The following is a 25,053-nucleotide window of genomic DNA, read 5'->3' on the forward strand; positions in this document are numbered from 1 at the left end:
CAGCCCGCGGCGGTCTCGATGCGCTCGTTCCTCGCTTACTCGACCAACGTAGGAAAGCGGCCGATCTCGATGCGCTCGTTCCTCGCTTACTCGACCAACGTAGGAAATCGGCCCTTGCTGATCGAGTAAGCACGCGAGCGAAGCGAGCCTGCGCATCGAGATCGACGATGGCTGGAACCCGACCCGCGTCGGGAGTCGATCAGGACAGGGCGGCTACCGACCTCTCCCACAGGGTCGACAGGCGGGCGACGTCGTCCGCGGACAGGACCGTTGAGCAGTAGCGCCAGTTCGTCACGAGCTGGGGGCCGTCGTCGGTGGCCCGCACGACCGCCACGACGTCCAGCGCGTAGCGGAGGGGCAGGTCGGGCTCCGGATCGGTGGGGAGGTGCTCGTTCAGCTCCAGGTCGAGCACCGGCTGCCACGCGCCGGGCTCCTCGTCGGCGACGCCGAGATCGAATCGGCCGAGGTAGTTGAACTCCACCTGCGGGTCGACGCCGCCCACCAGCTCCGGATCCTTGTCGGCATACCGCAGGAGTCCGTAGTCCAGGCCCCGGTTCGGGATCGAATCCAGTTCCTCGGCAACCGATTCCAGCAGTGCACGACCGGCCGCACGATCGTTCTCCAGTACGTCCAGCGTCACCGTCCGACCGGCCGCCAGGCGCACCGGGAACACCGTCGTGAACCAGCCGAGCGTGCGGCCGGTGTCGACGTCGTCGCCGACTGTCGAGTCCTCACGGCCGTGTCCTTCGAGCGCGATCAGCGAGCCCGCCGACGCGTCCTGCCCGCGCTCGGCACGCCACGACGCGAACGTCACCGCGAGGGCGGTCAGCAGAAACTCCCGCAGCCCGAGGCGTTGGTCGATGCGCGCCAGGATTCGGGCGGTCACGTCGACGTCGGTCAGCACCGGCGCCGAACGGAGGTCGGCCCACGTGTCGCGACCGATCTCGGGGACCCGGCTGCCGATGACCGGGTCCTCGGCCGCCACCTGCGAGCGCCAGTACTCGCGCTGTGCCGCCACCGCGTCGGATCCCGCACGGGACAGGAGTTCTCGACACCATGCGCGATAGTCCGTGTACTCGGGGGCGAGCGTCGGCTCGCTGCCGTGGGTCACCGCGGCACCGGCCTCGACGAGGTCGCCGAAGAGCACCTGCCAGCTCACCGCGTCGACGGCGAGGTGATGGATCGCCAGCAGCAGGAGGTCGCCGTCGGACGACACGATGCGGACGGCGGCGAGCATGTCGCCGCTGTCGGGGTCGACGGCCTCGTTGGCCTGACGGGCCGCGGCGGTGACGAGTCCCCCGAGGTCCCGGTCCTCGTCGAGCGCCCAGAACCGCGACGAGACGTCGACGACGCCCGGCTCCCGGGTCACGAGGACGCCGCTCTCGCGGGTGGCACGCAGCATGTCGTGCCCGTCGACCAGCGCCTGCAGCACCGCTACGACCTCCACGTCTGCGACGCCGGCGGGCAGGCGGAACAGCAGGGTCTGGGTGAAGCGTCGCCAGCCACCGCCCTCGTACATCCACTCCACGACGGGCAGCGCGGGCACCGCACCGTACTCGCGGTCGGCGACGATCCGCTGCAGGTGCGCGCCGCGGCGGACAGCGGCGGCGAGATCGCGGACGTTCGGGAAGGTCATGACGTCGCGGGCGGCGACCTCGTCGCCACCGGTCCGCAACGCGGTGACCAGCGCCATCGCGACGATGCTGTCCATGCCGAGGTCGAAGAAGTCGTCGTCCAGTCCGGGACGGGTGCCGAGAACACCGGCGACCGCGGTGGCGACGCGTTCCTGGACGTCATCGAACACCTCGTCCCCTCGACCACCGCCGGTCAGGGCGGCGCGCGCCGACTCGCCCAGCACGGCGGCGTCGAGCTTGCCGTTCCTGTTGACCGGCAACACCGGCAGCACCAGCACGCGCGTCGGGATCATGTGCGCGGGCAGCCGATACGACAGCCCCGCGCGCACCGTCGCGGCATCCAGCCCACTGCCTGCAACGAAACCGACAAGGGCGGCGCCGATGGGCCGGTCGACGACGATGACGGCGGCCTCCCGGACACCGGGGACGGCGCGGAGCCCGGCCTCCACCTCGCCGACCTCGATGCGATAGCCGCGGATCTTGACCTGGTGGTCGCCGCGGCCGACGAACAGGATGTCGCCGGCGGCGTTGCGGCGCACCAGGTCTCCGGTGCGGTACATGCGCTGTCCCGTTCTGACGGGGTCGGCGACGAAGGTGCCCGCGGTCTGCCCGGGGCGATTCTGATAGCCGCGCGTCACCTGGTCACCGGTGAGATACAACTCGCCGATCACGCCGTCGGCGACGGATCGCAGCCGGGAGTCGAGGACGCGTGCGCTCATCCGGTCGGTGGGCCCGGCGATGGTCGGAACCGGCGACGCGGACACCCGCGCGACCATGGCTTCGACGGTGGTCTCGGTGGGTCCGTAGCAGTTGAAGACCGCGGTCCGCCGCAGCGCACCGAGCTGTTTCCAGAGGGCCGGACCGATGGCCTCGCCGCCGAGCGCGAGGACGGTGAGCGTCGGCCGTCCGGGCTCGCCCGAGACCAGGCCTGCGGCGGAGAGCTGCCCGAACATCGACGGCGTGGTGTCGATCATGTCGATGTCGCGACGGCCCAGCGCGTCGACGAGTCGCGCGGCGTCGTGGGTCTCCTCCTCGGAGAACAGGTGCAGTTCGTGACCGTCGAGCAGGGCTGCCAGCGGCTGCCAGGAGGCGTCGAACGAGAAGGTCCAGGCATGGGCGACGCGCATCGGACGGCCGAGGCTTTCGCGTCCGACGGACAGCACACGGTCGCGGTGGTCGCGCGCATAGCTGGCGAGCGCCCCCTGGGTGCCGATCACGCCCTTGGGCTCGCCGGTGGAGCCGGAGGTGAAGATCAGGTAGGCGGCGTCGTCCGGAGCCGGCACGGGTGCGTCGGCCGGGACCCGGTCTCGGACCGTCCAGTCGTCGATCACGGTGCGGCCGTCGAAGATTCTCGCGAATTCGGGATCGGTGAGCACTGCGGAAACACCGGACTGCTCCAGCAGGTTGTCGATGCGGGCGGCGGGCATCGCGACGTCGATCGGAACGTAAGCCGCCCCGGCGAGCATGGCGCCGAGGATCCCGGCGATCGACCGCCCGGATCGACGCGGCGCGACGGCGACCACCGAATCGCGTCGGACGCCGGCGTCGCGCAGGTCGGCGGCCACGTTCAGCGCCCACCGCTGCAACTCCGTGTACGTCCAGGTGCCGTCGTCGGCGACGAGCGCGACCGCGTCGGGAGTGGCCGCGACCTGCTCGACGAAGAGCCCGATCGCCGTCGTTCCGGCCGGCAGCGCGGACCCCGAGGAGTCCCGTGCCGCCCAGTCCTTCTCGTGCGGCAGCAGGACGTCGAGTCGGTCGGCCGGGCCGTCGGCGGCGTCGGGCAGTCGGGACAGGACCGCGATCACGCGGTCGACGATCTGCGCGGCGTCGACGGTGCCGAGCGCGTCGGGGACCGACTCGGTCATGACGACGAGCTCGCCCGCCGCCTCGTAGGCGACGACGGTGAGCGGGTAATGCGCCAGCGACTCCATGGCGAGGGGCAGGAAGCGGGTGCCGTCGGCGGCGGTGACCGGTTCGGTCGCCGAACCGATGGGCGCGTTCTCGTACACGAAGAGGGTGTCGAACAGGGTGGGAGCGCCTGCGACGCGGGCGATCTCGGCGAGGCCGAGAAAGCCGCGGTCGCGCATCTGCGCCGACGACCGCTGCATGGCGACGAGGCCGTCGAGCACGGTGGCCTCGACACGCAGGTCCGCGCGGACGGGGACGGTGTTGATGAACAGGCCGACCGTCTCCGCCGCGCCGGGCAGGCTCTGCGGGCGGCCGGAGATGGTGGTGCCGAAGACCACGTCGTCGGTGTCGGCGAGGCGCCCCAGGACCACCGACCACGCGTACTGCGTGACGGTGGCGGGAGTCAGGCCGTGACGACGCGCCCAGCCGAGGATGCGCTCGGTCTCAGTTGCTGCGATCGTCCGCCGGTGCCGGACCGGTTCCGAGGCAGGCGTTCCCGGAGCGCCGAGGAGCAGCGGGGCGACGCCGTCCAGGTACCGCTTCCAGGCGGCGAGAGCGCCGTCGGAGTCCTGCTGTGCGAGCCACGCGATGTAGTTGCGATAGGGCTTCGCGGGCGGGAGGCCGTCGACGGACCCGTCGGCGCTGTACGCGGCGAGGAGCTCGCGGAAGAACAGTGCGACGGCCCAGCCGTCCATGAGGACGTGGTGTGCGGTCAGCAGCATCCGGTGTCGGCCGTCGGGCAGTTCGGCGAGGACGACGCGGAGCGCGGGACCGCGTCGGAGGTCGAACCGGTGCGCCCGTTCGGCGCGCAGGAGGGCGTCGAACTCGTCGGGGGTGGTCGCGATCTGCCGCCACGGCACGCGCGCGTGCGCCGGAACGATCTGAACGGGGTGCGGAACGCCCTGGTCCCACAGGCTCACGCGCAGGTTCGGGTGGCGGACGAGCATCGCATCGACACTGCGGCGCAGGACGTCCGGGCGCAGCGGGCCGCTGATCTCGACGACGAACTGCATGCTGTAGACGTCGAGCCCACCGTCGGCCATCTCCGACAGCGAGAACAGTCCCGACTGGAGCGGTGAGAGGGCGAGGACGTCCTCGATGACGGGCTTCTGCGTTTCCGTGGAGTCGGTCTGCGCGGTCACTGCTGGGCCTCCCAGGCGGAGCCGAGCGCCGACAGCATGTCGGCGGACAGACCCGACGCGGCCATCGGCGCGGCGTCGACTGCCGGTTCCGCGGGCTTCGCGGCGGACTCCGTGCGGGCGGCGTCGACGGCTTCGGCGAGCTCGGCGATCGAGTAGTGGTCGAAGATCTGCTGGGGGTCCAGCGCGATGCCGGATGCGGCGGCGCGTGCGGACCATTGGATGGAGATGACGCTGTCGCCGCCGACGGCGAAGAAGTTGTCGTCACGCCCGATCCCGGTGACGGACAACAGTTCCTCGAGCATGGCGACCAGAGCGCGCTCGGTCGGGGTCTCGGTGCCGCCGCCCGCGGTGAAGACTTCCGCGACCGGTGCGGCGGCGGGCGCGGCCGCGTGGTTGTCGATGACGAGGGAACCGGGCGAGAGCGCGCGGAGGGTCTCGCCGAGTGACTCGGCGGCTCCGGGTCCGTCGACGATCCACGTGGCGACGGACGCGCAGTGCGTGAGGCCGGCGTGCGGGAGCCCGGCGAGTGTGGTCGGCCGCGCCTGGATGCGACGCGGTGATCCCGCCGCGACCAGTTCCGCGAGAACGGCCGGATCGTCGCCGTGCGTGGAGGCGTCGAGGGTGTCCGGCAGCGGGCGGATCGCGAACTCGGCGGGACGTCGTCGTGGATGTCGGGCGAGTTCCTCGAGGAGCGCGACGAAGCGGTCGGCGATGCCGCGCGCGGTGTCGTCGTCGTAGAGGTCGGCGCTCGCGACGAGACGGATGTGGAGGCTGCCGTCGTCGCCGGTGACGACGATGAGGTTGAGGTCCAGATACGAGGTGTCGACGGTCATCGGGAGCACCCGGACCGACGTACCCGGAGCGAGTTCGACCGGGGCCTCGTCAGCGGCGTCCCGGAAGTGGATCATGCTCTGGAAGAGCGGATTACGGGATCGGGTGCGACGCGGATTGAGTGCCTCGACGAGTCGTTCGATCGGCACCTCCTGGTGCGCGAAGGCGTCCAGGACGGCATCGCGGGACCGGTGCAGGGTCTCGGCGAGCGTCGGTGTGCCGGACAGGTCGGTGCGCAGGACAACCATGTTGGCGAGGAGACCGACAACGCCCTCGGTGCCCGGAGCGACACGACCGGCTGCCGGTGTCCCGACCGCGATGTCGTTCCCGCCGCCGAGGCTGCTGAGGGTGGCCGACCAGATGCCTGCCAGGGCCATGAAGTCGGTGACGCCGTTGGCCGCGAAGACGGTCTTGAGTTCGGCGTAGCGCTCGGCGGGGATCTCGACGTCGACCACGTGCCCGCGACGACCGAGTCCCTCCGGTCGGGGTCGGTCGGCGGCGACGAGGATCTCGTCGGGCAGTCCTGCGAGACGCTCGCGCCAGAACTCGATCTCGTCGCGACCGAAGCGGGCGGCCTCGCTGTCCGGGTCGGTGTCGAGGCCGAAGATCGCGTGTTGCCAGGCCGCGACGTCGGCGTACTCGACGCCGGTCTCGCGGTCGGGCAACGCGGGGCCGCCGGTGCGGGCTCGATAGGCGGTGGCGAGGTGATCGACGATCAGCGCGACGCTGCCGTGGTCCACCACCATGTGGTGGATGACCAGGGCGAGCACGGTGGCGTCCGCGCTGCGAATGAGGTGCGCGCGCACGAGCGACGGGTCGGTGAGCGGGAGGACGGCCGCGCTCGCGGCGGCGACGGCCGCGTCGATCCGGTCGTCGGTGTCGGTGATGGTGAGGTCGACGTCGACGTGATCGGCGATCACCTGCACGGGAAGTCCGTCGATCTCCTGGAACGACGTCCGCAGCGACGCGTGTCGGGCGACGACGTCGTTCACCGCACCGCGGAGCGCATCGAGGTCGACGGGACCGTCGACGCCGAGTTTCACGGTGATGTTGTCGTCGGCGCTCGCTCCGGTGAAGCGGTGGTTGAACCACATCGCCAGTTGGGAGAACGACAGCGGCGGTCGTGCGGGGGCGGTTCCGGCTTCGAGGGGCGGTCGTGCCGCCGCGGCCGAGGCTGTGGGAGCACCGAGTGCGACGCCGCCGAAGTCGGTGGCGGCCCAGTCGTCGGCCCAGTCCGAGTCGCCGTCGGCGTCGAGGTCGATGCCGAGTTCGTCCTGCGCTTTCGCGGCGAGCATGGCCGCGAGCCCGGCGACGGTCGGATGCTCGAACGGGGCGCGGACGTCGACGTCGAGTCCGAACTCGGCGGTCAGCGCGGTGACGAGGCGCGCGGCGAGGAGCGAGTGCCCGCCGAGGTCGAAGAACGAGTCGCCGGCGCCGATCTCGCGACCCGGGAAGAGTTCGGCGAAGACGTCGGCCACGCGGCGCTGTGTCGGGGTCGACGGCTCGACGAAGGCGACCGTCTCCGGTTCCGGGACGGGGAGGGCGTCGCGGTCGAGCTTGCCGTGGACGGTGTACGGGACGTGGTCGATCGGCACCACGGCGTCCGGAACCATGTGTGCGGGAAGGTGTTCGGCGACGTGGTCGCGGACGGCGACGGCGTCGAGCGCGCTGTCGGTCTCGGCGATCGCATAGGCGAGGAGGCGGTCGTCGATGACGGTGACGAGGGCGCGCTGCACGTCGGGGTGAGCGGTGAGGGCGGCTTCGATCTCGCCGGGCTCGATGCGGAAGCCGCGGACCTTGATCTGATCGTCGGACCTGCCGACGAAGCGGAGTTCGCCGTCGGAGCCGCGGCGAGCGAGATCGCCGGTGCGGTACAGCCGCTCCCCCGCCGCGAACGGGTTCGCCACGAAGCGGGATGCGGTGAGGGCGCTGCGGCGCAGGTAGCCGCGCGCGAGTTGCCGACCGCCGAGGTAGAGCTCGCCGACCACCCCGTCAGGCACGGGCTGCAGCCCCGCGTCCAGGAGGTGAGCGGTGACGCCCGGGTTCGGTCGCCCGATCGGGACCACGGAGCCGCCGCGCGGGCCGTCGACCCGATGGTGCGTCGCGGCGACGACGGCCTCGGTGGGGCCGTAGTTGTTGGAGAGATCGGCGGTGAACGCCGTGGTGAAGGCGTCGGCGACCTCGCCGGGCAGGGCCTCGCCGCCGACCGGGACCGTGCGCAGCGTGGTCCACTGCTTCACCTCGGGGATCAGCAGCAGGGTGGACAGCATGCTCGGCACCATGTGCATCACCGTGACGTGCTCGCGGACCAGCAGGTCGGCCAGGTATCTGATATCGGTGAGGGCGCCTCGCTTGGGGACCACCAGGGTGGCGCCGACGGTGAGGGTCGCGAAGATCTCGAACATCGACGCGTCGAAGCTGACCGACGAGGTCTGCACCAGGCGGTCGTCGGGGCCGACGACGCTGGTGGCACCGAAGGCGCGCAGGTGTTCGGCGATCGCGCGGTGGTCGACGGCGACGCCCTTCGGGGTTCCGGTGGAGCCGGAGGTGTAGATGACATAGGCCAGCGACGACGGTGCGGGGCCGGTGAGGGCGATGTCCGTGGGCGGCTCGGCACGCAGCCGCGCAACCTCGTCGGCGTCGAGCACCAGGGCCGGTCGGGCATCGTCGAGGAGGAAGGCGGCGCGGTCATCGGGGTAGTCCGGGTCCACGGGCAGGTAGGCGGCGCCGGCCTTCATGACGGCGAGGGCGGCGACGACGAAGTCCTCGCTCGCCGACATGCGGAGCGCGACGATCGCGTCCGGCCGCGACAGCGCGTCGCCCGCCTCGACGGTGATCCGGCGGGCGAGCGCGGTGGTGGCCTCGTCGAGGTCGCCGTAGGTGAGGGTGCGGTGGTCGGTGACGAGGGCGGGGTGGTCGGCGCGGATCGCGACGGCGGCGGCGAACATGTCGACGAGGGTCTCGGGACGGTCGTCGACGACGGGTCCGCCGGCTGCGGTGACGACGGCGTCGCGGGCGGCGGCGTCGAGCAGTCGCACGTCACGGATCGGTCGGTCGGGTTCGGTGAGCGCGTCGGCGAGGAAGGTCGCGTACGACGACAGGAGCGTCTCGGCCTCGGCGGCGTCGAAGCGGTCGGTGCCGTACTGCAGTTCCAGCATCGGGGTCTGGCCGGAGACGACGGCGAACTCCAGCGGCAGTTGCGCGTTGGGGGTGTGGAGGTGGTCGAGGTGCTCGCCGGTGACGCCGTCGAGATGCAGGCCGCCGAGTTCCCTGCGGACGGTGAGGCTGGCGGAGACCAGACCTTCCAGTCCGGCGCGGCGGTCGTGCGCGACTGCGGCGACCACCTGGTCGATCGGCGCTCGGTTGGCGCCGAGGCCCGTCGCGAGGGTGTCGCGGGAGGCGTCGATCAGCGAGGTCAGCGACTGGCGCGGTTCGACGGTGCCGCGCAGCAGGACGGAATTGCCGAAGTAGCCGATGAGGTTCTCGGAGCCGGCCGGGCGGTCGGTGGTCGGGACCGCGAGGAGCACGTCGTCGGCGCCGTAGACGCGGTGCAGGAAGGCCTGGGTCGCGGCGACCAGGACGGCGAAGACGGTGGTGCCGCGCGACTTGGCGAGAGCGGCCGCGGCGCCGGCGATCCGATCATCGAGCGGGCGGTGCGCACGACCGCTCCCCGCGGCACCGACGGCGGCGGGAAGGTCGAGCGGTTCGGGCGCCGGAGTCAGCGTCCGCGTCCAGTAGGCGAGGTCCGCGTCGATCTGGTCGGCGGTCGGGTCGGGGATGTCGACGTACTGGCGGCCGAGCGGCGGGAGGTCGTGCCCGCGGTACGCCATGGTCAGATCGGCGAACAGGACGCGCCACGACTCGTCGTCCCAGGCCACGTGGTGAACGGTCAGGAGGACGACGCGGTGGTCGTCGGCGAACTCCAGCACCGTGACGCGCAACGGTGCCTCGGCGTCGAGCCGGAACGGAAGGCGAGCCTCGCGGGCTGCGAGGACCTGGGTGCGTCGCTGCGCGGCGCTGTCGGAGAGGTCGCGCAGGTCGACGACGGTCCACGCGATGCCGTCGCCGACACGGTTCTCCATCACCGGCACGCCGTCGTCGCCGGGAAGGTAACGGGCTCGGAGCGTCTCGTGGCGTGCCGCGACGGCAGTGAAGGCGGCGTGCAGCCGTTCGGTGTCGACGGCGCCGCGGAGGCGGAAGCCGACCGAGACGTTCAGCGACGTGTCTGCGGCGTCGCGGTGCCCGGTGAACCAGAGCCGACGGGCGGCGATCGGCAGTGCAGTCCGTTCGCCGTGCGCTCGCGCGGGTACGGCAGACGCCTCGTCGTGGTGGGCCAGACCGGCGGCTTCCAGGCGCTGGCGCAGGAGTTCACGGCGACGTGCGGAGGCGTTGATCGTCATGCCAAGACTTTAGCCTAGCCTAACCTAATGAACGGACCCGGGCCGAAGTTCAGCCCGGGTCCGTTCAGGTTCGAGATCGATTACAGATTGCAGGGAATGTTCGCGTACGACCCCAGCGCGCAGACCGAGCTGTTCGTCATCTTCCAGCGCCCGTCCTTCCAGACCCAGGTCAACTTCATGTAATTGGGCTGGTAGCCGGGCGACGACAGCTTGAGACGAGCGGTCGCGGTAGTGCCGTTCACGGTCACCGGGTCGACGATCTGGTAGCTCAGCCCCATCGGCTTGAACTTCTTGGCGAGCGCCAGGATGCCCTGAGCCTGGCCGACAGCACGTGAGCCGCCCTCGAGCCGCTGTGCCTTCTGCGACGTCGACGCGCCCGAGGCCAGGAAGTCGAGGTCGTTCTGCAACTGTGCGGCGGTCGGCTTGGTCGGCGCGGCCGACGTCTTCGTCTGAGTCTGCGCGGGCGCCTGGGCGACCGGAGTGGTCGCCTCGGGAGCCGCTGCGACCGGAGCGTCGTCGGTCGGAGTCTCCGGCGCGGTGGTCTCGGACGGGTCGTCGGTGGTCGTCGTCGGTGCCGCGGCCTGCGGCTGCTGCGCCTGCTGGGCGCCGAGGTTGACGACGGTGGCCGGCGGTTCCTGCGCCGTCGGGCGGGAGCCGACGTCACTGAGCATGATGCCGACCAGTCCGATCGCGAGAATGATCGCCGAAACGACCGCCGAGATTCCTGCCGCCATCATCACCGTGGGCCAGTTGACCGAGGATCCCGATCCGCCGCCCGCCGCGGGCTCAGCCTCCGGCTGCGCCACGTGCTCATCGTCATACATTCCGTCATTGAACCAGGTATGAAGAAGGTAAGTCTAGCCTTAGTATGGTTAGCCTGGTCACTGTTGCGGATTCCGTGCTGATCGGTGAGCGCAGCGCGCCGGAACCCGGCTTCGTACCAGCGCAGCTCACGGGGGTTCGACTCGTCTGACAGCGCAAACCACGAAGTGGACGGACCGCCCGGCGCTACGAAGCCGCTCCCATCAAGCCGACCACCTCGTTCAAGCTGGCGCCGCCGAGGATCGCCTCGACGGGTAGGTCGCAGGCGAGCGACGCCTGGACGCGCTTGCGGAAGTCGAGGGCCTGCAGTGAGTCCATGCCGAGGGCGACGAGCGGGGTGCTCGGGTCGATGTCGTCGGGGCCGAGGCCCATCGTCACCGCGAGTTCGGCGGCGAGCTCGGAGCCGAAGTCGCCGGACAGCACCGGCTCGACGACGGCCTCGGCCTCGGCCGGTTCCGGGTCTGCGACTGGCTCGGACGGTTGCACGATCGGCTCGTCGATCACCTCGACCACCGCGTCCGGCACCTCCGAGATCAGCGACGCCGTCCCGGTCATCGCCAGCAGATCACGCAGATCGGGCCACGACGCGGCGAGAACCTGGGCGTCGAGTCCGCTGATCGGGAGTCCGGCGTCGAGCGCCGCGGACGGCGCCATCGGGACGACGCCGGTCGCTGTGACGCGGGCCAGCCTCTCGGCGTCGAGCGGCCCCTGCACCGACCAGAGACCCCACCCGATCGCGACTGCGTCGACGCCCTCGGCGCGCAGCCGAGCGGCCTCGACCTCGAGCAGCCGGTTCAACGCCGCGTACAGCGCCTGGTCGCGGCCGCCGATCGTCGCAGCCAGCGACGAGCAGATCAGCACGCGGTCGACGCTGCCCACCGCATCGAGCAGTCGTCGGAGGCCGAACACCTTCGCATCGACGGCCCGGTGCACGTCGTCGGTCGAGATCCGGTCGAGCGGCCGGTCGACGTAGTCGAGCGCGGCGTGGACGAGCAGCGTCACCGGCGGCAGATCGGCGGTCGCCCGCGTGATCGTCTCCTGATCGGTCACGTCGCAGCGTCGGACGTCCACGTCGACGCCGAAGCGATTGGCGATGCGAGCAACGCTGCGGTGTGCGGCATCCCCGCCCCCGCTCCTGCTGAGCAGGGTGATCCGGCGTGCCCCGTCGCGCGCGAACCGTTCGGCCATCACCAGCCCCACCTGACCGGTCCCGCCGCTGATCACGACGTGCGTCGGGTCGGGGGACGATGGCTCCGAGCCCTCCGCCGACATCAGACGTTTCACGTGAACCACGCCGTTCCGGACGGCGAGCGCTGTCTCCCCGGCGATGTGCACCGCCGACAGGACGTCGTCCGCGGAGGAGCCCGTGGCCGGGAGATCGAGGTGCGCGACGCGCACACCGCTCTGTTCGATCGCCAGGCACCGCAGGCCGGCGGCGAGCGCGGCATGCACCGGGTCGGCGACGTCCCCGTCGACGACGGCCTCCGCACCGACCGTGACGACCCAGAACGTGGCGGGCAGATCGGTGAGACCCGCGCGCCACCCGGAGTCGGCGAGGATCGCCGCGAGGTCGCCCTCCACGTCTCCGCTGCCCGGCGGCAGCATCAGCAGCACCGCGTCCATCGGTGCGATGTCGGCGCCGCCGTCGGGCACCTGCCAGGCGACGGCGCCGTGGTGCGGGGCGGCGTCGCAGATCGCGGCCGCCAGCGCGGTGTCGGCTCCGCGCGGTGTCACGATCGCGATCCGCTGGGGCGCGATGATGTCGCGTCGCGACGGCCGTTCCCAGGAGGTCCGGAGAACGCGGACGTCATGGTCAGTGCGCGGCGCAGCCCATCCCGGCCGGTTGACCGCGTCGTCGGCACCGGCGTCGTACCGGGCCCACAGATGAGTCCTGCGCATGACGGAGTTCGGGAAACCCTCCAGGGGAACGCCTCTGGTGCGGCCGGGGACGGCCCAGCTCGACCAGTCGAAGTCGGCGTCCGCCGCGGCGACGGCGAGGACGTTGCGGGTGAACAGCGCGTGATCGGTGCATTCCCGTCGCCGGGTGCCCAGGATGGTCGTGCCGTTCGTCTCGGCGAGGGTCTCGGACAGTGCCAGCACCAGGGTCGGGTGCTCGGCGATCTCGATGAAGGTGTCGGCACCGTCGTTCGCGGCGCGGGTGACGGCGCGGTCGAAGCGGACGCGGTTGCGCAGGTTCCAGAACCAGTAGTCGCGGACCGGCATCGTCTGGTCGACGGGCTCGCCGAGTGTCGCGCCGATGCAGGGGATCTGTGGCTCCGCGAAGCGCTCCCGCATGCCGTGCGCGTCGAACGCCGTGCAGAGGACGTCGGAGAATTTGCTGACGATACTGGTGTGCGCGGGGTAGGCGACGCGGATCTCCTTGGCGAACTTCCCGTCCGCTTCCAGCGTGGCGATGAGGTCGAGGACGGCGTTGCGTTCGCCGGAGACGCAGAGGATGTGCGCGGAGTTCACCACGGACAGTTCCATCCAGCCGGAGTTTCGCGCCAGGAGGCGTTCGGCTTCGTCGAGGTCGATGCCGAGCACGGCCATCGTGTAGCCGCGCGGCGCGATCCGGTCGACGGCTCGCGCGCGTTCGGTGACGACGACGAGCCCTTCGCGCAGGGTGGCGACACCGCTGCGCACGGCGGCCGCGATCTCGCCCTGACTGTGGCCCACGGTCATGGCCGGCCGCACACCGGCGGCGTCCCACATGGCCGTGAGACCCAGCATGTGCATGAACAGTGCGGGCTGGACGACGGTGACGTCGTCGGTCTCGGCAGCACCGTCCCTGCCGAGCACATAGTCGAGGGGCGAGGTCCCGAACAGCGCAAGGGATTCAGCGTGGCATTCGTCGACGGCCTCGCGATACGCCGTGGACTCCCGATAGTCGACGGCGCCCATCCCCGGACGCTGACTCCCCTGCCCCGGATAGACGTAGGCGAATCGGTGCGACGACGCCGTCCCGCGCACCGCGTCGGGGTGGGGGCGGTCGGCGGCGACGGCGTCGAGCGCATCCAGCAGACTCGCGCGATCAGTGGCTGCGATGAGGGCGCGGTGTCGGCGGACGGGCCGCGCGTCGAGGAGATACGCAGCGACCTGATGGATGTCCAGACCGGCGTTCGCCCGCACGTAGCGCGCGACCGACGAGGCGTACCGGCCGAGGTTCTCGGCGGCGTCGGCGGAGACGACGACCGGGATCCGACCGTCGGGGAGGCGGTAGTGGAGATCAGACACGGGTGGCCTCCGGCATGTCGAGGATGAGGTGGGCGTTGGTTCCGGAGACGCCGAAGCTGGAGACGGCGGCGTACCGGTGGCCGTCGCGGGCGGGCCACGCCTCCCGCTCCGCGGCGAGACGCAGACCCGAGGCGTCCCAGTCGATCTCGTCGGTCGGCTCGTCGGCGTAGAGGCTGGGCACGATGGTCCCGTGTCGACCGCACTGCAGCACTTTGATGAGTCCCAGGACGCCCGATGCGGCCTGCGCGTGGCCGGCGTTCGACTTCACCGAGCCGACCGCCGCCGGGTTCTCCGGACCGCGGGCGGCGCCGTAGACGGAGGCCAGGGCGTCGAGCTCCATCGGGTCGCCGAGGGTCGCGGTGCCGTGGCCCTCGATCAGATCGATCATGGCGGCGTCGACTCCGGATGCGGCGACGGCGCCCTCGATGACGCGGCGCTGCGCCTGCGCGTTCGGCACGACGATCGGGCCGCCCGCCCCGTTGTGGTTGACGCGCGATCCGGCGATCACGCCGTAGATCCGACGGTTCGCGGCGCGGGCCGACGCGGCGGTCTCGACGACCACCGCGCCGGCGCCCTCGCCCCAGACGGTGCCGGTGGCCCCCGACGAGTACGACCGGCACCGTCCGTCCTCGGCCAGCGCATTGCTGCGCGAGAACTCGAAGAAGGCGGCGGGAGAGGCCATCACGCACACCCCGCCGGCGACGGCCCAGTCGCAGTCGCCCGCGCGGATCGCCGCGGCGGCCTGGTGCACCGCGGTCAGCGACGACGCGCACGCCGTGTCGACGACGACCGACGGTCCCATCACGCCGAGCGCATGCGAGATCCGTCCGGACACCGCACCGAGCGCGGTCCCGGCGATGCGGTGGCCCGAGTACTCGTTGACGGTGGCGGCGCGCGGCCCGTACTCCATCAGGGAGGCGCCGAAGTAGACGCCGACCTCGTCGCCCGACAGCGCCGCCGGGTTGATGCCCGCGTTCTCGACGGCGCGCCAGGCGACCCGCATGGCGACGCGCTGCTGCGGGTCCATCGCGGCCGCTTCGCGGGGGCTCAGCCCGAAGAACTGCGGGTCGAACTCCGCTGCGCCGTCGAGGAATCCGCCGGCATCGGGCACCGCGCCCCAGCCCGGCTGTCGGTCGAGGGCGAGGACCTGGTCGACGGGCCAGTCGCGGTCGCGCGGCATGGGGCCGATCAGGTCGGCGCCGGCTGCGAGGGCCGCGTAGAAGTCTTCCGGGGTGTCGATGCCGCCCGGGGCCTCGACCGCCATGCCCGAGATGACGATGGCGGTGTCGCGGACCCAGCCGGTCATCGCGGCACCGCCGCGGCGAGGATGTCGACCAGTTCTCGCGGGTGCTCGTTCAGGTAGAAGTGGCCGCCGTCGACGATGCTGACGTCGACGGTGTCGGCGTGGTCGGTCCACGAATGCAGTTGAAACGGTTTGATGATCGGGTCGTCGGCACCGCCGATCACCTGGATCGGGACGGCGACGCGCGCGTCGACCGGGCAGTCGTAGGCGTCGAACGCCCGATAGTCGGCGCGCAGCGCGGGCAGCGCCATCCGCATCACCGACTCGCTGTTCATCACCGCGCCGCCGGTCCCCTGCAGACCCGACAGGTGCGCCATCAGCTCCTCATCCGAGTCCGGATGCTTGGGCAGCGCGGCGACCCGACTCGGTGCGGTGGCCGCCGACACGACGAGGCGAGCGGGCGCGCGACCCGCGTCCTGCAGCCGTCGGGTGAGTTCGAAGGCGACGATCGATCCCATGCTGTGGCCGAACGCGACGACGGTCCGCCCGACGAGCCCCTCGTCGGCGAGGACGGCCTCGAAGGCTTCAGCGGCCAGATCGGTGAGGTCGGTGGCCGCCGGTTCGCGCATCCGGTCCTGGCGGCCGGGGTACTGCATGATCCGGACGTCGAAGTGCGCCGAGAGCAGGCCCGAGAGCTCACGGTACGACGACGCTCCCCCACCCGCGTGCGGGAAGACGAGCAGGGCCGGAGCGTCCGGTCGGGTCGGCTTGTGGAAGGCGCGGAGGGCGGGCGGTGTGCTCACTCGACGGGCAGGTGCGGTGGTCATGCGGTGAGAACCTCTCGTTCGAGCAGATGCAGGGCGATGCGTCGTTCCGGCCTGACTTGGAACTCGCCGTGGTCGGTCCAGCCGCGTTTGACGAGGGCGCGGCGCATCGGGGCGTTGTCGGACGCCGGTTCCACGGCGATGCGCGGGCAGGCGGGGTCGGCGTCGAGCAGGGCCTCGGCGAGCTGTCGGATCAGACCGGAGACCAGGCCGCGACCGAGGAGGTCGGGATCGGCGGTGGCGACATGCAGGCCGAGGTCGTGCGGGTGGACGTCGTAGAGCCGGGCGATCTCGTCGCGCGCCACCCGGTAGATCTCCAGGTAGCCGACGTCGATGCCGTTGCGGGAGAAGACGACCGGTCGCGAGTAGTCGCCGGCGAGGCGGTGAGCGGCGTCGGCGCGCCAGCGTGCGGCGTCCCACTCCTGTTCCCAGGTCTGCACCAGGTGCGGGCGGGCGAACCACTCCTGGAGTCGCTCGGGATCGCTGCCGGTCGGGTCGACGAGGCGGAGTGCGAAGTCGCCGTCGATCATCGGGACCGGCGGCGGTCCCGCGGTGACGACGGCATCGGGGACGTCGACGATCTCGCGGGCGATCGCGTAGGGCTGCACAGTCATCAGCGCACCCCCGCCGGGGCGGAGACTCGACCGCTGCGGCGGTCCACGGCACTGCGGTCCACGGAACTGCGGTCCACGGCACTGCGGAGGACGCGGTTCGAGAGCTCGCCGAGGCAGCTGAGATTCGGGAAGCCCGGTCCCTGCGCGAAGCCCGCGAGGTTCGGCAGGTACAGCGGCTGCGGGAGTCCGGTGACGGCGAGGTCGTGGCCGATGGCGTTCTCCAGATTCCGCAGGTCGGGGGCGGCCCCGATCGCCAGTTCCAGCTCGTCGAGGGTCTCCGCATCGAGGAGGTCGAGGAACCACAGCGGACGACCGCCGGTGGCGTCGATGACCAGGTCGAACGCGTGCTCCACGGCCGTGCAGTCGGGGTTGCAGAGCGCCAGATGCACCGAGTCGCCGACGCGGCGTGCACGCGTCACGCGGCCGCGCAGGTGGTTGATGCGATCGTCGGCCAGCAGGTTCTCCTGAACGCTGACCGAGAACACGCCGCGATCGGTGCGGCGGATGACGTCGCGGCGTTCGGCGGCAGGCAGCGACGGCCACCCCGTCGGGTCGGAGAAGACCGAGTTCTCGAAGTAGCTCTCACCGCGCGTGTAGATGGTGGGTGCGGGCGAGATCACCGAGATCGACATGACCTCGTGGCGAACCAGCTCGTCGAGGGCGGACGCCGCGGTCTCGCCGCCGCCGATCACCGCGGCCCGCGACGACGCCGGGATCTCCCTGCGGGACACCGCATGCCAGAATTTCGACACCGAAAGCACGCGGGGATCGTCGAGCAGTGGCTCGTCGCTGGACCCGGGTCCGGTGACGAGAAGTCCGTCGCCGTCGACCGTCTCGACGGTGCCGTCGGCGCGACGGTACGCGACGTTCCAGCCGTCGTCGGTGAGTCGGACGGTCTCGGCGGTGCCGATGCGGACGTCGACGCCGGAGCGGGCCGCGGCCCACTCCAGGTATCGCGCCCAGACGTTGTGGTGCGGGTTGGGGCGACCGCGGTCGATCCACTCGGTGTACGTCTGGTGCGCCACGAGGAACGCCATCCAGCTGTACTCGAGCATCCCGGCGTTGATCTGCGCGGCGTGCGTGCGGTGCGGGGCGCCGCGGTAGGGGAAGCCGAGGTCCTTCTCGGGGCTGGTGCCGAGCCGGTGGCGGCCGTCGGTCCAGCCGCCGAGCGGCAGCCAGTTGCCGCCGACGCCGTGCTTGTCGATCACGACGACGCGCGGTGCGGGCAGGCCGAGGTCGGCCAGGACGCGCGCCTTCGCCGCCACCGCGAGGGATTTGGGTCCGGCGCCGATGGCGACGAGAGTGCCTGCGGCGCCGTACGCCTCGATGTCCGTCGGGGTCGGGTTCACTGGGCGATCAACTCCTCGTCGTCCATGGCGGCGATCTCCAGGTAGAGGTCCGCGATCTGCTCCAGGCGTCCGGGACGCTCGTCGGCGTCGTCGAGCCGCTGGGCGAGGTCGGCGACGGTGCGGGCGGCGAAGATGTCGGCGACCCCGGCCTGCGGGGCGTCGAGCAGGTCGCGGATCCGCGCGATGACCGTGGTGGCGAGCACCGAGTCGCCGCCGGAGGCGAAGAAGTCGTCGTCGATGCCGAGCGGACGATCGCTGCCGAGGACACCGGCGACGATGTCGAGCAGGGCTCGCTGCAGACGGTCCTCGGGTTCGCGGACGGGTCTGTCGTGTGTGCCCGTTCCGGCGAGACTCGCGGCGATCGCGGCGCGGTCGAACTTGCCGTTACCGGTCAGCGGCAGACCGTCGCGGACGTCGATCACGGCCGGGACCATGTACGACGGCAGCAGTCGTTCGAGACCGCTGCGGAGGTCGTCAGCGCTCAGTCGTTTCCCCGGCTGCGGGGCGACGACCGCCGCGAGCGTCGCAGGACCGCCACCGGTGACGAGAACGGCGACGGCGTGCCGGACGCCGGGGAGGGTGCGGAGGGCGCCCTCGATCTCGCCCAGTTCCACGCGGAAGCCGCGGATCTTGACTTGGTTGTCGGCGCGGCCGAGGAACTCGACGGTGCCGTCGGGCCAGTAGCGGGCCAGGTCGCCGGTGCGGTACCAGCGTCGTCCTTCGAAGTCGACGAAGCGTTCGGCGGTGCGCTGCGGTTCGTTGCGGTAGCCGTGGGCGACACCGTCTCCGCCGACCCAGAGCTCACCGGTCACCCAGTCGGGGCAGTCGGTGCCGAGTTCGCTCACCACGCGGCAGGCGACGTTGTTCAGCGGGGTGCCGAACGGCACCGACGTCCAGTGCGCGGGCGGCCCGTCGGCATCGACCTCGCAGACGGTGCCGTGGATGGCGATCTCGGTGGCGCCGCCGAGCCCGGCGAAGCGTGCTCCTGGAGCGAGGGCACGGAGTCGGCCGGGCAGATCGGCGCCCACCCAGTCGCCGCCGAGGAGGACGGCGCGGAGTGAGTCGCCGAGTCCCCCGCTGCCGGTCTCCGCGATGGTCAGCAGCATGTCGAGAGCGCTGGGCACGCAGGTCAGGACGCTGGCGCGGTGCTCGACGAGAAGGTCGCGCCAGGCGGCTGGATCCTTGGCGTCGTCGGCGCCGACGGCGATCACCGCGCCGCCCGCGCTATAGAGGCCGAAGAGGTCGTACACCGAGATGTCGAACTCGAGGGCGGCGACGGTCAGGGAGCGGTCGTCGGGACCGATGCCGAAGCGGGCGTTGACGTCGTCGATGGTGTTCATCGCGGCGCGGTGCGGCACCTCGACGCCCTTCGGCGTTCCGGTGGATCCGGAGGTGAACAGCACGTACGCCACCGCTTCCGGGTCGGGCAGGTGCGGCCCCGACAGCGGCTGCGCGGCCAGCGCATCCGACAGTTCCAGGATCGGGACACCGACGGTGTCCGGCGCGACGACGCCGTCGGCCAGGAGTGCTGCGCAGTCACCGGTCGTCAAGATCGCGGAGCGACGGGCGGCCGGCTGGTCGGCGGACACCGGCACCCACACGGCACCGGCGGCGTAGACGCCGAGGGTCGCGATCACCTGGCGGTACCCCTTGCCGACCTGGATGCCGACGGCGTCGCCGGGCGCGACTCCCGCGAAGCGGATCGCGGAGGCGACAGCGAGCGCCTGCCGAGCCAGTTCGCCGTAGGTCAGGCTGCCGTCGCGCCAGATCAGCGCGGTCCGGTCGGGGTCCTCGGCGGCGACGGCGAAGAAGCCCTCGTGGAGGATGCGGCCGCTGGCGGGCACGTCGGTGCTGTTGACGGCGCGGCGCACGGCGCGCTGGTCGGCGGGCAGCTGCGGCAGCGCCTCGGCGAGCCATCCGGCGGGCGATTCGGGATCCGCGAGACGGTCCAGGGTGGCGGTGAAGTGCGCGAACATCGCCTCGACCACGTCGTCGGGGAACTGGTCGATCCGGACGTCCCAGTTGGTCAGCAGACCGCCCGCGACCTCGGTGACCTGGGCGTCGAGCAGCACTTGCGGCCCTTGACTGATGATGTGCGCCGGCTGCCCGAGGCGGTCGTAGACGCCGTCGGCGAACAGTTCGCCGAGGCCGAGGGCGCTGGTGAAGACGACGGAAGCGAGGACCGTCTCACCACGTTCACGGCCGAGGTCGCGCAGGACGTCGAGCGCACCGTACGCACTGTGCGAGGCTGCCTCGTGCATGCGTCGCGACAGGTCGCGGGCCAGATCGAGGACCGACCCCTTGCCGGGTTCGGTGAGGACGCGGAGGTCCACGTCGACGAGGATCGACGAACTGAAGTCGCCGGACACCGCGTCGATGTCGGCGTGGGTCGGGACCCGTTGGAACAGCGGAACGTTGAGCAGGAAGGTGGGGCTCGACGACCATGCGCCGACGCTGGCCGCGTACACGGCGGCGACGACCGCGGCCGACGTGACGCCGTGGGCGCGGGCCGCGGTCAGCAGTCCGTCGCGGGCCTCGGGGCTCAGCCAGTGGTTCATGCGGGTGACCCGCGGGACGTCGCTGCGCGACTGACCGGCGGGCCGCGTCGGGAGGACGGGGCCGCCGGGCAGGTCGGCGAGGCGGTCGGTCCACCACCGCTGGTCGGCGACGCGCGCCGGATCCGGGTGCTGCGCACGGTGGCGCAGGTAGTCGCGGTAGTCGACGGCGAGCGCGGGAAGGTCGGCGCCGTCGTAGAGGGCGACGAGGTCGCGCAGCAGGGTGCGGTAACTCATGGCGTCGGCGGCCAGCATGTCGATGTCGAAGTGCAGGCGGTGCCGCCCCGCGGGGAGGAGCGTGAGGGTGAGGTCGAAGACCTGCCCCGTCGCGACGTCGAGGAGCTGGTGGCTCTTCGCCTCGCGACGCGCGGTCAGGGTCGCGTCGATCTCGGCGGAGTCCGCGGCGCGCAGGTCGTCGACGGTCAATGCCGGGCGTGGCAGTCGCGGCAAGATGCGCTGACGGCCGTCAGGGGTGAACTGCGCGCGCAGCATCCCGTGCCGTGCGACGAGAGCTTCGGCTGCGGCGGTGAGGCGCGCAGCGTCCAGGCCCTCGCCGTCGAACTCCACGTAGAGATGGGCGGCCACGTTCCCGAGGTCGGCGGCTCCGGTGCGGCCGACCCAGTACGCGTGCTGCATCGGCGCGAGGGGGAAGTCGTCTCCGGCCCAATCGGATTCGTCGAAGACGGCGTCGACCTCCGGTGCGGAATCGACAGCGGGAGCGAGCAGCGACGCCCAGTCCGCGATGGTCGGCGAGGCGGCCAGGTCGGCGAAGTTCACGTCGAACCCGGCCTTGCGCCATCCACCGGCCAACCGCATCATCCGGATGGAGTCGAGGCCCAGACCGATGAGGTCGTCGGCGTCGGCGATCGTCTCGGGGCCGACACCGAGGAGGGTCGCGACGTCGTCCCGGATGGCGTCCAGGACCGGCGCGCTCACTGGGCGGCTCGCACGACGAAGGGCGCGACGCTGCCGAGCTTCTCGCAGGTCTCCTCGAACTCGCGGTCCGGGCGCGACTGTCCGACGATCCCCGCGCCGGCCCGCAGCCAGGCGCGGCCGCCTTCGGCGAAGATCGAGCGCAGCGCCAGCGTCGCCTCGAGCTCACCGCTCGAGTCGGCGACCAGGACGGCACCGGAGTACAGCTCCCGACGGTCAGGTTCCAGACGATAGATCGCTTCGAGCGCAGGGGCTTTCGGGATTCCCGAGGCGGTGATGGACGGGAACAGCACGCCGAGGGCGCGCCACGGTCCGGCGTCCGGGTCCAGTCGGCCGGAGACGGTGGAGGCCAGGTGCTGGACGCTCCCCCGCTCCCGGACCTCCATGAACTCGTCGACGGCGGTGGTGCCCGGCAACGCGACGGATTCGATCTCGCTGAAGCAGGCGCGCACAGACATGGCGTGCTCGGCGATCTCCTTCTCGTCGGCGAGGAGCTCTGCCTTGGCGGCGGCGTCGGCGGCCGCGCCGCGACCGAACGCGCGGGTCCCGGCGAGGGGTTCGGTGACGACGGTGCCGAGGCCGTCGGCGGCGACGACGAGTTCGGGGCTGAATCCCGCGGCTTCGAGGCCCCCGAGCTGCAGCAGGTACGACCGCGCGGGGCTGTTGCCCCGGCGGCCGCGAACGTACGTGGCGGGGATGTCGACGTCGAAGCCGATCTCGACGCGGCGGGACAGGATCACCTTCTGGTAGCGGCCGTCGTTGATCTCGCCGACCGCGGTGGCGACGCGGCCGCGGTAGTCGTCGAGGTCGTCGGAGACGTCGATGGTCTCCTCGGCTCCGGCGCTCACCGGGGTGTCGGCGAGGACCCGGAGGCGGTCGAGGGTCGCCTCGTCCGCGCCGGGCGCGGAGATGCCGTCGACGTCGACGAAGGCCTCCAGTCCGGGAACGATGAGGTGCGCGAGGACGACGTCGTCCACGACGTGGTCCATGAGGCCGTGGTGGGGTGCGCAGTAGTCGAATCCCACCCAGCCGTACAGGCGCCAGTGCGGCAGGCCGAGCCCGTCGAGCGCCTCGCTCAGGGCGGCGGCGGGCTCCCCCGTCCACGGGATCTCCCGCTGAACGCTTTTGCCGTCGAGTGCACCGTCGACGATCACGCGGCTCTTGGTCAGGATGATCCGGGCCTGCGCTCGTGCGGCGAACATCCATCGGCCGTCGCGCTCGTAGACCACGTGCTCACCGAACTCGCCGGACGCCGCCCAGGCTCCGCAGACCGATGCCGCGCGGGCGGCGAGCTCGTCATTCGAGGGCGTGCCTGCGCTGATCGATTCCGTGCCGATCGTTTCTGGGCTGATCGATCCGGGAGTCCCCGGAGAAGCAGGTGCCACAACCATTGTTCAGTCCCATCGCTCACTTCATACTTATTAGGTGAGGCTAATCTACATTAGCTTGATTTCAATAGGTTAGGCTGCCCTGGTTAACAGGTTAGGAGTGAGCATGCCATCGTCCACCCGCGCTCTCGCGACCGGGTTCGTCCCCCACCGCTCGGACCTTGCTGAGCAGTACCGTTCCGCCCGCCTCTTCGACGACCGCCCGCTGTGGACGACGCTTGCGGACCGCGCGGACTCGGACGCACGGGCGGTGTCCGACGACGACGGCCGATCGCTCACCTACCGGGAGTTCGCTGCGGCAGCGGATCGTCGTGCGGCCGGCTTCGCCGCCACCGGGCTGGAATCGGGTGACCGCGTCGTCCTTCAGCTGCACAACTCCGTCGAGTTCGCCGTCACGTTCTTCGGCCTGCTCCGCGCGGGACTGGTTCCGGTGATGACGCTGCCCGCCCACCGGATCTCCGAGATCGCACACCTCGCCGCCGGCTCCGGCGCCCGCGCCTATGTCTGCGACGACGCCCGCGGCGGCTTCGACTTCCGCGATCTCGCCGCCGAGTTGCGCAGCCGCGTTCCCGACATCGAGCACGTCTTCGTGAACGGCGAGCCGGGCGCGTTCGCTCCGCTCCCCGCCGCCGACGTCGCGTGGACCCCACCGACCGTCGACCCGGATCTGCCCGCCATCTTCCTGGTCTCCGGCGGCACCACCGGACTGCCGAAGCTGATCGCGCGGACGCACAACGACTACGCGTTCAACGCCCGCACCTCGGCCGAGATCGCCCGACTGACGGCCGACGACGTGTACCTGGCCGCACTGCCCGCCGCGCACAACTTCCCGCTCTGCTGCCCGGGCCTGCTCGGGATGATCGGCGCCGGCGGCCACACCGTGTTCACCCGGAACCCCAGCCCGGACGCCGCCTTCGACGTGATCGAGAAGCACCGCGTGACCGTCACAGCTCTGGTCCCCGCCCTCGCCCAACTCTGGTGCGCCGCAACTGAATGGGAGCCCGCCGACATCTCCTCGCTGCGTCTGCTGCAGGTGGGCGGTGCCAAGCTCTCCTCCCCCGACGCGGCGGCGATCGACACTGCGATGGGGCCGGTGGTGCAGCAGGTGTTCGGCATGGCCGAAGGACTGATCTGTTACACCCGGCTCGACGACGACCGGGACCTGGTGCACGTCAGCCAGGGCGCCCCGATGAGCGGGTTCGACGAGGTCCGCATCGTCGACGAGGACGGCCGCGAGGTGGCCGACGGCGACGAGGGCGAGTTGCAGGTCCGCGGGCCGTACACGATCCGCGGTTACTACCGCGCGCCCGAGCACAACGCGCGCAGCTTCACCGCCGACGGCTTCTACGCGTCCGGCGACCTGGTGCGGCGACTCCCGTCCGGGCATCTGTCGGTGACCGGACGCATCAAGGACACCATCGTCCGGGCCGGCGAGAACGTGGCCGCCGACGACGTCGAAGAGCATCTCCTCGCACATCCCGCGATCGCGCACACCGCCGTCGTCGGACTGCCCGACGACGCCCTCGGCGAGCTGATCTGCGCGGTGGTCGTGCCGGGCCGGGACGCAGACGCCCCGTCCCTGCCCGACATCCGCAGCTTCCTCGCAGACCGGGGTCTCGCATCCTTCAAACTCCCCGACCGCGTCCACGCGCTCGGATCACTGCCGGTGACCTCGGTCGGCAAGATCGACAAGGCGTCACTGCGGACGAGTCTGGCTCAGCAGAAGTGCGCGGCACCGACCAGGATGTAGTCGTCGCGCACGGCGAGCTCGCCGGACACCAGATCCAGCGGATCCTCGATGGCGACGCCGCCACCGTTGGTGAGCCAGAGGTTCAGCGAGTAGCCGGGCTGCACCCCCACCACCGTCGCGCCGACGATCGGGATGTCACCGGTCACGGTCGCTCCTCGCCGCGGCCTCGCGCCGCCGTTGCGACCAGCGCGACACCACCGTTGTGAGCACGACGAACGGCACCATCAGCGCCAGGGCGTGCCACAGCGTGCCGTACAGGACCTCGCAGAGAGCACCGATCGTCGTGACCGCGGTCACGACGACCAGCGCGATGATCATCGCCGTCCAGATCCATGGTGCCGACTCGGACCAGCAGCGTCGTACTTCATTCTTCACGGTCATCGATCAACGCCTTCCCCCGAAGCGCATCCTCGCATGGGTGCGCTA

The 25,053-nt window shown here is 71.3% G+C and carries 13 protein-coding genes; 1 reads left to right on the top strand and 12 read right to left on the bottom strand.

The window, feature by feature from the left end; all coding sequences use genetic code 11:
• Positions 1–199: 199 nt before the first annotated feature.
• The 10 genes from ACH46_RS18385 to ACH46_RS18430 all read right to left on the bottom strand — a co-directional run bounded on the left by ACH46_RS18385 (position 200) and on the right by ACH46_RS18430 (position 22,880).
• The gene (locus tag ACH46_RS18385; RefSeq protein ID WP_062394203.1) at positions 200–4,684 is read right to left on the bottom strand and encodes a non-ribosomal peptide synthetase; all 4,485 of its coding nucleotides are present in this window, start codon (positions 4,682–4,684) and stop codon (positions 200–202) included.
• Entirely contained in the window at positions 4,681–9,915 is a 5,235-nt protein-coding gene (locus ACH46_RS18390) for a non-ribosomal peptide synthetase (RefSeq protein ID WP_062394204.1), read from the bottom strand. Before ACH46_RS18390 ends, ACH46_RS18385 begins: the two co-directional genes overlap by 4 nt.
• Positions 9,916–9,995: 80 nt before the next feature.
• A complete protein-coding gene (locus tag ACH46_RS18395) occupies positions 9,996–10,739 on the bottom strand; it encodes an MTB12 C-terminal domain-containing protein (RefSeq protein WP_062394205.1) in 744 nt (247 codons plus the stop codon).
• Between the two features lie 184 nt (positions 10,740–10,923).
• The gene (locus ACH46_RS18400) at positions 10,924–13,971 is read right to left on the bottom strand and encodes an SDR family NAD(P)-dependent oxidoreductase (protein ID WP_062394206.1); all 3,048 of its coding nucleotides are present in this window, start codon (positions 13,969–13,971) and stop codon (positions 10,924–10,926) included.
• Positions 13,964–15,277, bottom strand: a complete 1,314-nt coding sequence (locus ACH46_RS18405) for a beta-ketoacyl [acyl carrier protein] synthase domain-containing protein (protein ID WP_062394207.1) — start codon at positions 15,275–15,277, stop codon at positions 13,964–13,966. Before ACH46_RS18405 ends, ACH46_RS18400 begins: the two co-directional genes overlap by 8 nt.
• Positions 15,274–16,041, bottom strand: a complete 768-nt coding sequence (locus ACH46_RS18410; RefSeq protein ID WP_062394208.1) for a thioesterase II family protein — start codon at positions 16,039–16,041, stop codon at positions 15,274–15,276. The genes ACH46_RS18405 and ACH46_RS18410 overlap by 4 nt, the downstream gene beginning before the upstream one ends.
• Positions 16,038–16,652: a GNAT family N-acetyltransferase gene (locus ACH46_RS18415; RefSeq protein ID WP_062394209.1), complete on the bottom strand. Its 615-nt coding sequence runs from the start codon at positions 16,650–16,652 to the stop codon at positions 16,038–16,040. The genes ACH46_RS18410 and ACH46_RS18415 overlap by 4 nt, the downstream gene beginning before the upstream one ends.
• A complete protein-coding gene (locus ACH46_RS18420; protein ID WP_082399812.1) occupies positions 16,652–18,001 on the bottom strand; it encodes a SidA/IucD/PvdA family monooxygenase in 1,350 nt (449 codons plus the stop codon). Before ACH46_RS18420 ends, ACH46_RS18415 begins: the two co-directional genes overlap by 1 nt.
• The gene (locus ACH46_RS18425) at positions 17,998–21,492 is read right to left on the bottom strand and encodes a non-ribosomal peptide synthetase (RefSeq protein ID WP_062394210.1); all 3,495 of its coding nucleotides are present in this window, start codon (positions 21,490–21,492) and stop codon (positions 17,998–18,000) included. The genes ACH46_RS18420 and ACH46_RS18425 overlap by 4 nt, the downstream gene beginning before the upstream one ends.
• Entirely contained in the window at positions 21,489–22,880 is a 1,392-nt protein-coding gene (locus ACH46_RS18430; protein WP_062394211.1) for a salicylate synthase, read from the bottom strand. Before ACH46_RS18430 ends, ACH46_RS18425 begins: the two co-directional genes overlap by 4 nt.
• A gap of 103 nt (positions 22,881–22,983) precedes the next feature.
• Between ACH46_RS18430 and ACH46_RS18435 the strand changes: the two genes are divergently transcribed.
• Positions 22,984–24,627 carry a (2,3-dihydroxybenzoyl)adenylate synthase gene (locus ACH46_RS18435; RefSeq protein WP_062394212.1) on the top strand — a complete coding sequence of 548 codons (1,644 nt, stop codon included), beginning with the start codon at positions 22,984–22,986 and terminating at the stop codon, positions 24,625–24,627.
• Here the strand turns inward: ACH46_RS18435 and ACH46_RS18440 are convergent.
• Both ACH46_RS18440 and ACH46_RS18445 read right to left on the bottom strand, forming a co-directional pair.
• Positions 24,594–24,773 (bottom strand): hypothetical protein, encoded by a 180-nt coding sequence (locus ACH46_RS18440; RefSeq protein ID WP_062394213.1) that lies wholly within the window; start codon positions 24,771–24,773, stop codon positions 24,594–24,596. The two genes, ACH46_RS18435 and ACH46_RS18440, sit on opposite strands and share 34 nt — an antisense overlap.
• Positions 24,763–25,008 carry a hypothetical protein gene (locus tag ACH46_RS18445; protein WP_062394214.1) on the bottom strand — a complete coding sequence of 82 codons (246 nt, stop codon included), beginning with the start codon at positions 25,006–25,008 and terminating at the stop codon, positions 24,763–24,765. Before ACH46_RS18445 ends, ACH46_RS18440 begins: the two co-directional genes overlap by 11 nt.
• Positions 25,009–25,053 lie beyond the last annotated feature (45 nt).

It is taken from the genome of Gordonia phthalatica (assembly GCF_001305675.1).
Taxonomy (GTDB): domain Bacteria; phylum Actinomycetota; class Actinomycetes; order Mycobacteriales; family Mycobacteriaceae; genus Gordonia; species Gordonia phthalatica.

Bases quoted from the DNA above. Each gene is read 5' to 3' on its own strand.
- ACH46_RS18445 (WP_062394214.1), bottom strand. From the start codon at position 25,008: ATGACCGTGAAGAATGAAGTACGACGCTGCTGGTCCGAGTCGGCACCA.
- ACH46_RS18395 (WP_062394205.1), bottom strand. From the start codon at position 10,739: ATGTATGACGATGAGCACGTGGCGCAGCCGGAGGCTGAGCCCGCGGCG.
- ACH46_RS18415 (WP_062394209.1), bottom strand. From the start codon at position 16,652: ATGACTGTGCAGCCCTACGCGATCGCCCGCGAGATCGTCGACGTCCCC.
- ACH46_RS18410 (WP_062394208.1), bottom strand. From the start codon at position 16,041: ATGACCACCGCACCTGCCCGTCGAGTGAGCACACCGCCCGCCCTCCGC.
- ACH46_RS18405 (WP_062394207.1), bottom strand. From the start codon at position 15,277: ATGACCGGCTGGGTCCGCGACACCGCCATCGTCATCTCGGGCATGGCG.
- ACH46_RS18390 (WP_062394204.1), bottom strand. From the start codon at position 9,915: ATGACGATCAACGCCTCCGCACGTCGCCGTGAACTCCTGCGCCAGCGC.
- ACH46_RS18435 (WP_062394212.1), top strand. From the start codon at position 22,984: ATGCCATCGTCCACCCGCGCTCTCGCGACCGGGTTCGTCCCCCACCGC.
- ACH46_RS18430 (WP_062394211.1), bottom strand. From the start codon at position 22,880: ATGGTTGTGGCACCTGCTTCTCCGGGGACTCCCGGATCGATCAGCCCA.